This is a genomic window from Micromonospora sp. H33 (assembly GCF_052068455.1).
Classification (GTDB): Bacteria; Actinomycetota; Actinomycetes; order Mycobacteriales; family Micromonosporaceae; genus Micromonospora.
Genome location: NZ_JBQHDE010000010.1, coordinates 159,178 through 172,743, shown reverse-complemented (window position 1 = coordinate 172,743; position 13,566 = coordinate 159,178). Strand labels below are relative to the sequence as shown.

At 73.7% G+C, this 13,566-nt stretch carries 12 protein-coding genes; 7 read left to right on the top strand and 5 right to left on the bottom strand.

Translation table 11 applies throughout. The features are described from left to right. Window positions 1-35: 35 nt before the first annotated feature. The gene (locus ACTMS0_RS21490; RefSeq protein ID WP_441157030.1) at window positions 36-1,781 is read left to right on the top strand and encodes a DEAD/DEAH box helicase; all 1,746 of its coding nucleotides are present in this window, start codon (window positions 36-38) and stop codon (window positions 1,779-1,781) included. Window positions 1,782-1,942: 161 nt separating this feature from the next. Here the strand turns inward: ACTMS0_RS21490 and lon are convergent, their stop codons facing one another. Further along, window positions 1,943-4,282 carry an endopeptidase La gene (gene lon, locus ACTMS0_RS21485; protein ID WP_441157029.1) on the bottom strand — a complete coding sequence of 780 codons (2,340 nt, stop codon included), beginning with the start codon at window positions 4,280-4,282 and terminating at the stop codon, window positions 1,943-1,945. 174 nt (window positions 4,283-4,456) lie between these two features. On the opposite strand from lon, the gene ACTMS0_RS21480 reads away from it, so the two are divergent. From ACTMS0_RS21480 to ACTMS0_RS21470, 3 genes are all read left to right on the top strand, one after another. Continuing rightward, window positions 4,457-4,711 (top strand): LuxR C-terminal-related transcriptional regulator, encoded by a 255-nt coding sequence (locus ACTMS0_RS21480; RefSeq protein ID WP_441157028.1) that lies wholly within the window; start codon window positions 4,457-4,459, stop codon window positions 4,709-4,711. Between the two features lie 150 nt (window positions 4,712-4,861). Next, a complete protein-coding gene (locus ACTMS0_RS21475; RefSeq protein WP_441157027.1) occupies window positions 4,862-5,206 on the top strand; it encodes a histone-like nucleoid-structuring protein Lsr2 in 345 nt (114 codons plus the stop codon). Between the two features lie 203 nt (window positions 5,207-5,409). Then, a complete protein-coding gene (locus tag ACTMS0_RS21470; RefSeq protein WP_441157026.1) occupies window positions 5,410-6,660 on the top strand; it encodes an MFS transporter in 1,251 nt (416 codons plus the stop codon). A 52-nt stretch (window positions 6,661-6,712) separates the two neighbouring features. On the opposite strand, the gene ACTMS0_RS21465 is transcribed toward ACTMS0_RS21470, so the two are convergent. Together ACTMS0_RS21465 and ACTMS0_RS21460 are read right to left on the bottom strand one after the other, a co-directional pair. Next, window positions 6,713-7,999 (bottom strand): hypothetical protein, encoded by a 1,287-nt coding sequence (locus tag ACTMS0_RS21465; RefSeq protein ID WP_441157025.1) that lies wholly within the window; start codon window positions 7,997-7,999, stop codon window positions 6,713-6,715. 323 nt (window positions 8,000-8,322) lie between these two features. Further along, a complete protein-coding gene (locus tag ACTMS0_RS21460) occupies window positions 8,323-9,261 on the bottom strand; it encodes a hypothetical protein (protein WP_441157024.1) in 939 nt (312 codons plus the stop codon). Window positions 9,262-9,414: 153 nt separating this feature from the next. Between ACTMS0_RS21460 and ACTMS0_RS21455 the strand changes: the two genes are divergently transcribed. Next, window positions 9,415-10,146, top strand: coding sequence for a helical backbone metal receptor (locus ACTMS0_RS21455; RefSeq protein ID WP_441157023.1), 732 nt, complete (start codon window positions 9,415-9,417; stop codon window positions 10,144-10,146). Here ACTMS0_RS21455 and ACTMS0_RS21450 read toward each other — a convergent pair. Further along, on the bottom strand, window positions 10,127-11,101 hold the full coding sequence (locus tag ACTMS0_RS21450) for a TerC family protein (RefSeq protein WP_441157022.1): 975 nt from the start codon (window positions 11,099-11,101) through the stop codon (window positions 10,127-10,129). The genes ACTMS0_RS21455 and ACTMS0_RS21450 overlap by 20 nt on opposite strands. 307 nt (window positions 11,102-11,408) lie before the next feature. Between ACTMS0_RS21450 and ACTMS0_RS21445 the strand changes: the two genes are divergently transcribed. Further along, complete coding sequence (locus tag ACTMS0_RS21445; protein WP_441157021.1) at window positions 11,409-11,786, top strand: FKBP-type peptidyl-prolyl cis-trans isomerase; 378 nt, start codon at window positions 11,409-11,411, stop codon at window positions 11,784-11,786. A gap of 43 nt (window positions 11,787-11,829) precedes the next feature. On the opposite strand, the gene ACTMS0_RS21440 is transcribed toward ACTMS0_RS21445, so the two are convergent. Continuing rightward, entirely contained in the window at window positions 11,830-12,192 is a 363-nt protein-coding gene (locus ACTMS0_RS21440; protein ID WP_441157020.1) for an STAS domain-containing protein, read from the bottom strand. A gap of 263 nt (window positions 12,193-12,455) precedes the next feature. On the opposite strand from ACTMS0_RS21440, the gene ACTMS0_RS21435 reads away from it, so the two are divergent. Continuing rightward, on the top strand, window positions 12,456-13,475 hold the full coding sequence (locus ACTMS0_RS21435) for an SMP-30/gluconolactonase/LRE family protein (protein WP_441157019.1): 1,020 nt from the start codon (window positions 12,456-12,458) through the stop codon (window positions 13,473-13,475). Window positions 13,476-13,566: the final 91 nt, after the last annotated feature.

The following is a 13,566-nucleotide window of genomic DNA, read 5'->3' as shown; positions in this document are numbered from 1 at the left end:
CGACGGGCACGCGGGGGTGATGAAAAGCTTGACCCATGAGTTCCACGCCCGAACCGCTCGCGCCCCCCACCGACCCGCCCGCCTTCGCCGACCTCGGCCTGCGGCCCGAGCTGCTGGCCGCGCTGGCGGCGCTCGGCTACGAGGAGCCCACCCCCATTCAGCGGGAGGCGATCCCTCCCCTGTTGGCCGGGCGGGACCTGCTCGGGCAGGCGGCGACCGGCACGGGAAAGACGGCGGCGTTCGCGCTGCCGCTGCTGCAACGGATGCCGGACGACCGCCCCGGCGACCCGGTGGCGTTGGTGCTGGTGCCCACGCGGGAGCTGGCGGTGCAGGTCTCCGAGGCGTTCCACCGGTACGGCAAGGACCTCGGCACCCGGGTGCTGCCGATCTACGGCGGCCAGCCGATCGGCCGGCAGCTGCGCGCCCTGGACGCCGGTGTGGACGTCGTGGTGGCCACCCCCGGCCGCGCGCTGGACCACATCGCCCGCGGCACCCTGCGCCTGGGCCACCTCACCACCGTGGTGCTGGACGAGGCCGACGAGATGCTGGACATGGGCTTCGCCGAGGACATCGAGGCGATCCTGGAGCACGCGCCGGAGCAGCGGCAGACGGTGCTGTTCTCGGCCACCATGCCCAGCCGCATCGACGGAATGGCCCGCACGCACCTGACCGACCCGGTGCGCATCCTCATCGCCCGCGAGCAGCCGGTGGCCGGCGAGGCACCCCGGGTGCGGCAGAGCGCGTACCTGGTGGCCCGGGCGCACAAGCCGGCTGCCCTGGGCCGGGTGCTGGACGTGGAGTCCCCCACCGCGGCGATCGTCTTCTGTCGCAGCCGGGAGGAGGTGGACCGGCTCACCGAGACGATGAACGGCCGCGGGTACCGGGCCGAGGCGCTGCACGGCGGGATGAGCCAGGAACAGCGTGACCGGGTGATGGGCCGGCTGCGTGGCGGCACCGCCGACCTGCTCGTGGCCACCGACGTGGCGGCCCGCGGTCTGGACGTGGAGCAGCTCAGCCACGTCGTCAACTACGACGTGCCGTCGGCGCCCGAGTCGTACGTGCACCGGATCGGCCGGGTGGGCCGCGCCGGGCGGGAGGGGGTGGCGATCACCCTCGCCGAGCCCCGCGAGCACCGGATGCTCAAGACGATCGAGCGGGTCACCGGTCAGCGGATCACCGTCGACAAGATCCCCACGGTAGCGGACCTGCGGAACCGCCGGCTGGAGCTGACCCAGGCGGCGCTCCGGGAGAGCCTGCTGGAGGACGACCTCGAACCGTTCCGGGCGATCGTCGAGTCGTTGAGCGACGAGTTCGACCTGATGGAGGTGGCGCTCGCCGCGGTCAGCCTGGCCCACGAGACCACGCTGCCGGGCACCATGGACGAGGATCAGGAGATCCCGCAGGTGGCGGTCCGCGCACCCCGCGAGGGGCGTCCGGGGTACGAGGGCCGGGGCGAGCGCCGGACGGGACGCCCCCGGGGCGCGGGCACGGCGCAGGTCTTCATCGGGCTGGGCCGGCGGGCCGGTGTCCGGCCGCAGGACCTGGTGGGTGCGATCACCGGCGAGACCGGGGTGAGCGGGCGGGACATCGGCTCGATCGAGATCGCCGACCGGTTCTCGCTGGTGGAGGTGCCGGTCGGGCTGGCCGACGAGGTCATCGCCGGCCTGCGCGGCAGCACGATCAAGGGCCGCAAGGCCACCGTACGCCGAGACCGCGACGCCGACGGCGGCGGCGACCGGCGCTACGAGGACCGCCGCGACCGCGGCTGGGAACGCCGCTGAGCAGAGGAAGGGCCCCTTCTTAACGCCTCCGGTAGCGGAGGGGCCCCTTGTTAACGCCACCCGACGGGCAACGCGGGTGGCACCGCCACGGACGGTTCGCGCCCGTTAGGAAGGGCCCCTTGTACAACGCCAGGCGTTAACAAGGGGCCCTTCCTTACACCTCAGGCGGCGGTGAGTGCCGTCGGACCGTCCAGCGCCTCCGTGTCGAGGTCGGCCGGGCGCAGCGCCAGGGCGAGCACGTCGGCGACGTCGGCGAGGGTGTGGACGGTCAGCGCCCTGCGTACCTCGGTCGGCAGGTCGTCGAGGTCCGGCTCGTTGCGCTTCGGGATGATCACCTCGGTCAGTCCCGCCCGGTGGGCGGCGAGCAGCTTCTGCTTGACGCCGCCGATGGGCAGCACCCGGCCGGAGAGGGTCACCTCGCCGGTCATCCCGAACTCGGGGCGTACCGGCCGGCCGCTCGCCAGGGACGCGAGGGCGGTGACCATGGTGATGCCGGCGCTCGGGCCGTCCTTCGGCACCGCGCCCGCCGGGACGTGCAGGTGGATCCGCCGTCCGGCGAGGGCGTTCGGGTCCAGCCCGAGCCGCCGCCCGTTCGACCGCAGGTACGACAGGGCGATGTGCGCGGACTCCTTCATCACGTCGCCGAGCTGGCCGGTCAGGGTCAGCCCCGGCTCGCCCTCCATGCTGGTCGCCTCGATGAAGAGGACGTCGCCGCCGGCGCCGGTGACCGCCAGGCCGGTGGCCACGCCGGGCACCGCCGTGCGCTCCGCCGACTCCGGCGTGTGCTTCGGCCGGCCCAGATAGCGGGCCAGGTTGTCGGTGTCCACCCGTACCGGCGCGGGATCGGTCGCCAGCGCGACCGCCACCTTGCGCAGGATCTTCGCCAGTGCGCGTTCGAGCTGCCGGACGCCCGCCTCCCGGGTGTACTCGCCGGCGATCCGGGCCAGGGCCTCGTCGGCGACCGTCACCTCGTCGGCGGTGAGCCCGGCCCGCTCCCGCTGCCGGGGCAGCAGGTGGTCCCGGGCGATGGCCACCTTCTCGTCCTCGGTGTAGCCGTCCAGGGTCACCAGTTCCATCCGGTCCAGCAGCGGGCCGGGGATGGTCTCCACCACGTTGGCGGTGGCCAGGAAGAGCACGTCGGACAGGTCGAGGTCGACCTCCAGGTAGTGGTCCCGGAAGGTGTGGTTCTGCGCCGGGTCGAGCACCTCCAGCAGGGCGGCGGCCGGGTCGCCGGAGTAGCCGACGGCCAGCTTGTCCACCTCGTCGAGCAGCACGACCGGGTTCATCGAGCCGGCCTCGCGCAGCGCGCGGACGATCCGGCCGGGCAGCGCGCCGACGTAGGTGCGCCGGTGGCCGCGGATCTCCGCCTCGTCGCGTACACCGCCGAGGGAGACCCGGACGAAGTTCCGGCCGAGCGCCCGGGCGACGGACTCGCCGAGGCTGGTCTTGCCGACGCCGGGCGGGCCGGCGAGGGCGAGCACCGCGCCGGAGCCGCGGCCGCCGACCACGCCGAGGTTGCGCTCCGCGCGTCGGTTGCGCACCGCGAGGTACTCCAGGATGCGGTCCTTCACGTCGGCCAGACCGGCGTGGTCGGCGTCGAGCACCGCGCGGGCCGCCGCCAGGTCGGTGTTGTCCTCGGTACGGGTGTTCCACGGCATCTCGAGGACGGTGTCGAGCCAGGTGCGGATCCAGCCGGCCTCCGGGGAGGCGTCGCTGGCGCGTTCCAGCTTGCCGACCTCCCGGAGCGCCGCCTCGCGGACCTTCTCCGGCAGGTCGGCGGCCTCGACGCGCGCCCGGTAGTCGGCGGAGCCGTCCGGTTCGTCCTCGCCGAGTTCCTTGCGGATCGCGGCGAGCTGCTGGCGGAGGAGGAACTCGCGCTGGGACTTCTCCAGCCCTTCGCGCACGTCGGTGCTGATCTGCTCGGCGACCTCCTGCTCGGCGAGGTGGTCCTTCACCCAGCCGACGAGCAGCTCCAGCCGGGCGGTGACGTCCGGCGCGGCGAGCAGTTCGGTCTTCTGGGCGAGGCTGAGCCAGGAGACGTAGCCGGCCGAGTCGGCCAGCTCGGACAGGTCGGTCATGCGCTCGATCGCGTCGATGACCTGCCAGGCGCCGCGTTGCTGGAGCACCGAGGTCATCAGGGCCCGGTACTCGCGGGCGAGTTCCCGGGCGCGGCCGGCGGGAGCGGGCTCGGTCAGGTCGGCCGCCTCGACCCAGAGTGCGGCACCGGGCCCGGGGACGCCGGAGCCGATGCGGGCGCGGGCGAGGCCACGGACGACGGCGGCCGGTTCACCGCTGGGCAGCCGGCCGACCTTCTCGATGGTGGCGACGACGCCGACGGGGCCGTACTCGCCGTCGATGCGGGGCACCGCGAGCAGCCTGCGGTCGCCGGTGGCGCGGGCCGCGTCGACGGCGGCCTGGGTGGTCGGGTCGAGAGTCACCGGGATGACCATGCCGGGCAGCAGTACGGCGTCGGTCAGGGGAAGGACCGGGAGAGTTGCCATCGAATACCTGCTATCGCATTGAGTTGAGCGTGTTCAACTCAAGTAACAAACCGTTCCCCTTGTTCCGGTGTGTGACCCAGACCACGTCGAGCCGCGATGGACCGGCGAGTCGCCAGCAGCTCCCGCAGGGGCCCGCTCCCGCCGCCGACCGCCACGGCGAGCGGGATCGCCAGCGTGGTCAGCACCAGGGCGGCGACCGTCGGGCCGGGCAGTCCCGCCAGCAGGGCGACGACGGCGAGGGCCGCGGACGAGCGGAACCTGCTGCGTGCGATCGCCGCCGGAGACAGCACCCTCGAGATCGCCGACCGGCTGCACGTCTCCGGGCGCACCGTCAAGCGGATGACCGCCGCCCTGCTGCGCAAATTGCGCGTCTCCAGCCGGGCCGAGGCCGCCGCTCTGGCGGGCCACGCCGGCCTGCTCGCGCAGTGACCGAGCGGCACTTTTCGACCGGCCGCACGTCGATTTCGGCGAGGGATTACCCGACCCGCCGAAATGAGGAGGACGCGTTTTCTTGCGGATATGCGACGGGATGCGTCAAACTTTGACCACACCCCGCCCCCACACAGGGAGTAATCGGCGATGGCCAGAAAAGTAATCACGGTTCTGACCGACGATCTCGACGGCGGAAAGGCCGATCGGACCGTCGAGTTCAGCTTGGACGGCGTGGCGTACACGATCGACGTGTCCGACGAGAACGCGGGCGTCCTGCGCAAGGCGCTGGACCCGTACATCAGCGCCGGTCGGCGGATCGGCCGCGGCGGCGTCGACACGTCGCGGGCGCCCCGACGGGGAGCCGGAACCGGCGCCGGAATGGACCGCGAGCAGAACCGCGCGATCCGGGAATGGGCCGCCAAGAACGGCTACAAGATTTCCGAGCGGGGCCGGATCCCGGTCGAGGTCGTCGAGGCCTACAAGAACCGCTGAGCCAAGAGCGGGCCTGCCCGCGCGGGGTCGTGCCGGATAACGGCGCGGCCCCGCCGGCATTTGCGGCTCGCACCATTCCCTCCGGCCGGGATCGTGACCAGCACCACCCGCGCCGGCGGGTGATCCCGTCCTGTCGTACCTCTGGGTTGTAATGAGCGCCAGGCTGTGCAGCCATTACGGGGACGACCGGACGGGGGCGGCGGATGAGGCACTGGTGGACGCAGACGGCGGGCGGGCTTCCCCGGACCTTCTGGCACCTCTGGACGGCCACGCTGATCAACCGGCTGGGCAGCTTCGTCGCCATCTACCTCGGCGTCTACCTCGTCTCGGTCCGGGACTTCAGCCCCGCGTACGCGGGCATGGTGATCGGGCTGCACGGCGCCGGCAGCGCCGCCGGGGGCGTGGTGGGTGGACTCGTGGCGGACCGGTGGGGGCGCCGGCCCGCGATGCTGGGCGGTAACGTCTCGGCCGCGGCCACCGCGCTGTCGCTGGGCCTGGCCGGGCATCCCGTCGCCATCGCCGCCCTGACCCTGCTGCTCGGGATGTGTCTCGGTGTCGCCCGGCCCGCCTTCACCGCCACGATCATCGACGTGGTCGGTGAGCGGGACCGGCTGCGGGCGCTCACGCTGAACTACTGGGCCATCAACATCGGCTTTTCGGTCGCCGCGACGGTCGCCGGGCTGCTGGTCCGCGTGGACCCACTGCTGCTGTTCGTGATCAATGCCACCGTGCTGCTGGGCACCGCCGCGCTGATCGGTCTCCGGGTTCCCGAGTCCCGGCCCGTCCTGGCGGCCACCGGCCCGGTCGCCCCAGCCGGGACCGGCGGCCTGGGCACGGTCCTGCGGGACCGGGTCTTCCTGACGTTCACCGCGCTGACCGGCCTGGCCTGGCTCTGCATCGAGGCGAGCGTGATGCTGCCGGTCTCGTTGCAGGCCGACGGGCTGCCGGCCGCGGCGTACGGGCCGATCATCGCGGTCAACGGCCTCATGATCGTGCTCGGGCAGCTCTTCGTGCCGCGGCTGGTCGGCCGCTTCGACCGGTCGCGCACCGTCGCGGTCGCCGTCCTGGTGATCGGTGCCGGCTTCGCGCTCACCGCGCTGGCCGACAGCGTCTGGTTCTACGCGGTCACGGTGCTGGTCTGGACCCTCGGCGAGATGGCCATGACCCCGGCGAACTCGGCGCTGACCGCCGACCTCTCACCGACCGCGCAGCGTGGGCGCTACCAGGGCGTCTACTCCCTCGGGCACGCGTTCGCCACGTTCGCCGGGCCGACACTGGGCGGCCTGGTCGCCCACCGGTTCTCCGTCGACGCCCTCTGGTTGGGCCTGTTCGGGCTGGCACTCGCGGTGGCCGCCGCCAACCTGCTCGCGGCGCGGCCCCGCACGCGGCGGATCGCCGCGCTCCGGGCCGCCGCGGCGCCGACGGCCACTTCGCCGGTGACGCTCCCGGCCTGAGCACGACGCGGGGCCGCCCGGTACGCCCGGACGGCCCCGTCACCGCGGTCGGTCAGTTGTTGACCTCGATCCGCACCACGTCGAAGGCGGGGGTCTGGTTGGCCCGCTCCATCATCGGTACGCGGTGCGAACCGTCACCGGCCCAGACCGCGCACTGCGCGATGCCGGACTCCGGCATGCCGGGGACCTGGATGGTCACCTCGTCGGCCTCCCGGCCACCCCGGCTGTCCTCGGTCGCGACGAAGAACGCCGGCACCGCCTCCGGGTTCCCCGGAGCCTCGTCGGTGCTCTCCAGCATGCGGCAGGCGGTGTGGAAGTGGCCGCGCACCAGCCCGTCGCCGTTGAGCAGCGAACTCTCCACGTAGTACCCGCCCTGGCCGGCGGCGAGGAACCGGTCGCGGATCAGGTTCCGGGTGCTCACCTGGAGCGTGAACGGCTGGTTGGCCTGGACCTCCTGCGGGAAGTCCGTGATCAGCAGGGAGGGGTTGTTCGCCGCGGCACCCACCTCGCCGAAGGCCGTACTCACGCAGCGGTTGCCGTTCTGGAAACCGTCGTGCGGCTGGAGCTGGCTGTTGTCGCAGTCGTTCGCCAGAACCCCGAGCCCGGCGCCCGGCTCGTTGCCGCCGTTGTTGTTACCACCATTGTCGTTGTCGTTATCGCCGTCGTTGTTGTTGTCTCCGTCGTTGTTGTTGTCTCCGTCGTTGTTGTTGTCGCCGTCGTTGTTGTTGTCGCCGTCGTTGTTGTTTCCGTCGTTGGTGTTTCCGTCGTTGGTGTTTCCGGTCGGCGCGACCTGGCACTCGGCGAGCTGGGACAGACCGCGGGGGCGGGGACCGAACCGGTCGACGGCGATCGTGATCCGGTCCAGCGTCGCCCGTCGCTTGCCGGCCAGCGGGGCCAGGATCGAGTCGCGGATGAACGCCTCACCGCGGCGTCCCTCGGCCGCGAGCCGACGATCGGCCTCGGCGATCTGGCTCTGCAGCAGGGCGAGGTTGCGGTCCACCTCGGCGCGGGCCCGCTCGGGCACCTGCGGCAGCCGGCTGGCCACGTCCGGGCAGGCCACGGCGGAGCCACCGTTGTTCGCGGGGGCCTGGCCGTCCCGTGTCTCCTGGCACTCCTCGACCGACTGCTGGCCGTCACCCCAGTGGTTACGCACCCAGCGACCGTTCTGCCAGGTACGGGTCGTGCCGGTCCCGCTCGGCGCGGTGGCACCCGGGCTGGGCTCCACGCAGGCGGCGGCAGCGGGCCGGGTCCGGTTCGACCGCCGGTCCTCGGCCGACGAGATCTGGGTCACGGCGACGATGCCACCGAAGACCGCGAGCGTGCCGACCACAGCCAGCACCCGCTTGCTCCGCGCGTTACCGGATGACCGGCGCGCCCGTGTGGACCTGCGCATCGAATTGCTCTCCTTCTCGATCCGGTAGTTGATTCGAGACCTCGGCGGACCGACGGAATTGAGGTGGCACGGCCCGGCGTCTACCGGAGGGCCGTAACCGGTGGCACGTCGATAACCGACGATGCCCTTTCCGCACCGTCTTCCACGTCTGGTGACGCGGTCGGGGAGATCCTGTCCATTCCCGCATGGATACGGAACGGCCCCGGCGATGGTTCAACCGGGGCGAGGGAAATTTCCGGCGGGTTTCGAGGGGCGCGCGGAGACGCCGATCAGTCGACGCAGAGGTGGTCGAACGCGAAGCCGTCGACCAGTTCGGCACGGCGCACGGCCAGCCCACGGATCGCGGCCCGCAGCTCGTCCCGCGACGTCAGGGGCGGCTCGGCACTGTCCAGTGTGCGCAGCCGCTCACCGACCGCCAGCGTGGCGAGGTCCTCGGCGAACCGCACCGGGTCGACCCCGCAGGTGAACCGGTGCTCCGCCACCGTGACCCGCTCCACCAGCACGGCGCCGGGGCGTACCTCCACCCAGCTCCAGCCCTCGGCCGGGCCGCCGGACCACCGTACGTGCAGTCCGCGCACGATCGGGTCGGACAGCCGCCGCGCCACGTACGCCTCGACGGCCGCGGCGCGGGTGAGCGCGCCGAGGTCGTTGACCGGCCCGGTCCGCCCGTCCGGGAGCCGCCCGACGATGTCCCGGAACCCGGTGACACCCGGCTCCCCGGCCCACCGGTTGGTGTAGGCGTGCGCGTCGAGGACGTACGCCACGATCCCGGGCCCGTGGTCGGCGGGCCGCAACGTCGGCGACCCGATCCGCAGCACCGGCAGACCGACGGCGGCGGCGACCGCGTCCTTCATCCGTTCGACGCGCTGCCCCGGCGAACCGGCGGCCGGCGGCGGCCCGATCTCGACCGCGACGGTGGGCCGCCCGGTCCCGGCCGCGCAGACCACGAGGTCGTAGCTCTCCCGCAGGGCGGTGGTCCACTGGTGACCGGTCACGCCGGGCGGCCGCCGGTGCACCAGGTCACTCAGCCGGCGCGGGCCGTACGCGACCTGGCCGTCCCGGGTCAGCACCGGGGCCGGCCCGCCGTCCGCGGGCAGCGCCCGAAGCCGGCCGCCGTCCGTGCCACCGCCGCTCGTCATCGCCCCGTTCCGTTCACCGTCCCAGTCACCGCCCTGGCGGCGACCGGCCGAGTGTAGGCGGTCGATCATGTCCAGCACGTCGGCGGTACGGCCGACGCACGACGGCGGACGTCGGCCGGGCGGCCCAGCCGACGCCCGACGGCGGACGCCGGAGGCGGTCCGTTGAACCCGCCGCGGCGGACCCGGCATGATCGACGGGACCGGGAGCGGGGAGGTGGGCCGGTGCGGGTCGTGTCGCTGGTGCCGTCGCTGACCGAGGCGGTGGCGTCGACGCTGCCCGGCCTGCTCGTCGGCGCGACCGACTGGTGCACCCACCCGGCCGGGCTGGACGTCCCCCGGGTCGGCGGCACCAAGTACCCGGACCTGGACCGGATCCGTGCGCTGCGCCCCGACCTGGTCCTGCTCAACGTCGAGGAGAACCGACGGGAGGACGCCGACGCGCTGACGGCCGCCGGCGTGCCGGTGCGGGTCACCTACCCCCGCACCGTGGACGAGGCGGTCACCGAGCTGGCCGTCCTGCTGGCGGAGCTGGGCGCGCGGGCCGAACCGGACTGGCTGGTGGCGGCCCGCCGCGCCTGGGCCGCGCTGCCGCCCGACGCGGCGCCGCGTCCGGCGGTGGTGCCGGTCTGGCGTCGGCCGTGGGTGGTGCTGGGCCGTGACACGTTCGCCGGTGACGTCCTGCGCCGGCTGGGCGTGACCAACCACTACGCCGACCACCCCGAGCGGTACCCCCGGCCGCCCCTGGACGAGCTGCGCGGGCGGGCGCCGGAGCTGGTGGTGCTGCCCGACGAGCCGTACCGGTTCACCGCCACCGACGGGCCGGAGGCGTTCCCCGGGGTGCCGTGCGCCCTGGTGTCGGGTCGACACCTGACCTGGTACGGACCGTCGCTCGCCGAGGCTCCCGCCGTCCTGGCGGCCCAGTTGGCGGCGCCGCTCACCCACCCGGCGGGCTGATCCGTCCCTCGCGGGCTCGACGGCGTCCCCGCCGGGCGGCCACCATGCTCCACGCGATCGAGGTGGACAGCGCCAGCACCACCACCGCCAGGGTCAGCCAGACCGGGACCTCCCCCAGCGGGGTCTCGGCGAGGATCAGCTTCGCCCCGGCGAAGGCGAGCACGACCGCCAGCCCGTACCGCAGGTACTCGAAGTGCCGCAGCAGGCCGGCCAGGCAGAAGTAGAGGCTGCGCAGACCGAGCACGGCGAACGCGGTCGCCGTCCAGACCAGGAACGTGTCGGTGGTGATGGCGAGGATCGCCGCCACCGAGTCGACCGCGAAGACCACGTCGGTGGCCTCGATCGCGACGAGCGCGACCAGCAGCAGCGTGGCCTTGCGGCGCCCGTCGACGCGGGCCGTGAACCCGCTGCCGTGGTAGCGCGGATCGGTCGGCACCAGCCGGCGGAACAGCCGGACGACCGGGTTGCGGTCGGGGTCGACGTCCGGTTCGCCGCGTACGGCGAGCCGCCAGCCGGTCCAGACCAGGAACGCGCCGAGGGCGAGCCCGGCCCAGGCCAGGCGGTGCAGCAACTCCGCACCCGCGAAGATGAAGACGAGCCGGAACGCGAGGGCGCCGACCACCCCCCAGAACAGCACCTTGTGCTGGAACTCGTCGGGGACCCGGAAGTAGCGGAAGAGCAGCGCGAACACGAAGACGTTGTCGACCGACAGGGCCTTCTCCAGCAGATAGCCGGAGTAGTAGGCGACCGCCGGCTCGCCGCCCAGCCAGATCAGGACCACCAGGCCGAACGCGAGACCGGCGGTGATCCACACCGCCGACCAGACGATTGCCTCGCGCAACTCGATGACGTGGTTGTCCCGGTGGGAGAGCACGTCGACGGCGAGCATGACGGCGATGACCGCGCCGACCGCCGCCCAACCCCACAGCGGCACGGCGAACGTCGCCTCGTCCACCCGGCGCCCCCCGCATCCGTGACGCCTCGTCCCCGGCGCCGGTACGGGGACACGACCCGCCCCGTCCCGTACCCGGCGGGGGGACCGGACCACGTCGTCGCTCCCGAGCCTAGGCGGCCGGCCGCCCCTGCGACGGCGCTCCGCCGAACTCGGCGGCCCGCGCACCGCAGCATCCCTCGACAGCGGGCGTCACCCACCGGGTGGCGTCCGGCGCGTCGCGCGTACGCCCGGCACACATCGGCGAATCACGATCCGGCAGGATCACTGGGCGAAGGACATCACGACGGACACGGCAGGAGACTTCCGGATGAACCAGGCAGGCAAGCCCGAGGTCGGCCCGATCGAGGGCGGGCCCCCGGCCGACCTCGTCATCGAGGACATCACCGTCGGGGAGGGGCCCGAGGCGCAGGCGGGGCAGGTCGCGCGGGTCCACTACGTCGGCGTCGCCCACTCGAACGGCCGGGAGTTCGACGCGTCGTGGAACCGGGGCGAGCCGTTCGAGTTCCCCCTCGGGGGCGGGCGGGTCATCGCCGGCTGGGACCAGGGTGTCGTCGGCATGAAGGTCGGCGGCCGTCGTCGCCTGACCATCCCGCCGCACCTGGGCTACGGCGAGCGCGGCGCCGGCGGCGTCATCAAGCCGGGCGAGACCCTGGTGTTCGTCGTCGACCTGCTCGGCGTCCGCTGACCGGTGCGGGCCCCGGCACCGGCCGGGGCCCGCACGGCACGTCTCAGGCGGCGATCAGGGCGGGGCCGGCCGCCGGCGCGGGGGCGTCGTCGACGACGCGGACCACCCGGTGCAGGCCGGTCACGCGCAGGACCCGGGTGACCACCGGGTCGGGTCGCAGCAGCACCAGCTCGCCACCGCCGGCGCGCAGCCGCAGGTGGGCGGCGGCCAGGGCGCGCACCCCGGCGGCGGAGAGGACGCGGACGCCGGACAGGTCGAGCCGGACCACCGACCGGGCCGGCACGGCCCACAGCGCCGACCGCAGCGCGGCGACCGTGGCGATGTCGATCTCGCCGGTCGCTCGCACGTCCACCACCCGGGCACCCACGCTGACCTCGACGTGGAACCGGTCGTCCCGCTGTCCCATGCCGAGGAATCTAGCTCCGACCACCGACAGTTCCGTCGTGCCGCGGGACGGGATCCGGGTACGACCAGGGTCGCGCCCGCCGACCTCGGGGATCCCCCTTCCGGGCGACACCCGGAGCCGTCGCGAGGACCATCCGTCAGGTCGCCGCGCACCGCGGTGGCGGTAGGCCGGTGTCCCCTGACGCCGCGCCCTCGGCGGCTCGGGAGGGACGCCGGACGGATCCGGGGGCGACGCCGGACGGATCGGCGGGCCAGAATGAGCGGATGGTCGTCCCCCGCCCCCGCGCACCGTGGCTGATCCGTCCCGTCCGCGAACCCGCCACGGTGCCGCCGCCTCTCGACGGGCCGTGGGCGCCCACCGACCGCCGGCTCGACGGCGTCGAGCTGCTGCCCCTGCCCGACGGTGTGTCCGGCCCGGAGGACGTCGTCATCGACCCGGCGGGGCGGGTGGTCAGCGGATCGGAGGACGGGCGCATCTGGTGGTGGCCGGTCGACGCGCCGGCGGGCACCCGGCCGCAGCTGCTCGCCGAGACCGGGGGCCGGCCGCTGGGGGTGGAGGTCGACCCGCGCGACGGCAGCCTCGTGGTCTGCGACGCGTACCGGGGGCTCCTGCGGGTGACCGGGGACGGGGCGGTCCGGGACCTGGGCGGCTCCGGCGCCCGGCCGCACCTGGCCGACAACGCCGCGATCAGCCGGGACGGCACCGTCTACTTCACCGACTCGTCGAGCCGGTTCCCGGTCTCGCACTGGAAGCGCGACCTGCTGGAGCACCGCCCCAACGGGCGGGTGCTGGCGTACGACCCGGGCAGCGGGCGAACCGAGGTGGTCTGCTCGGGGCTGTACTTCCCCAACGGTGTCGCGCTGACCCCGGACGAGTCGGCGCTGATGCTGGTGGAGACAGCCACGCACCGACTGGTCCGGGTCGGCCTGCCGGACGGGACCGTCACCGTGCTCGCGGACCTGCCGGCGTACCCGGACAATGTGGCCCCGGTGGGCGACGGGACGTACTGGATCGCGCTGCCCAGCCCCCGCGTGCCGGTCGTCGAGCGGCTGCTGCCGCATCCTCGGCTGCGGCAGCTGGTGGCCGTGCTGCCGGCGGCGGTGCAGCCGAAGCCGCTGCGCTACGGCCTGGTCGCCCTGGTGGACGGTGCCGGTCAGGTGCTGCGCACCCTGCACGGTCCGAACGGGACGTACGACATGGTCACCGGCGTACGCCAGCACGGCGACCACCTATGGCTCGGCAGCCTGACCGGCGCCGGGGTGGCCCGGGTGCCCCTGGTCTGACCGTCCGCTCCGGACAGCGGGAGCGGACCACCGGACGCCCCGATGCCGCGGGGACCGGCCCGCATTCCGGGCCGGTCCCCGCGTACGTGCG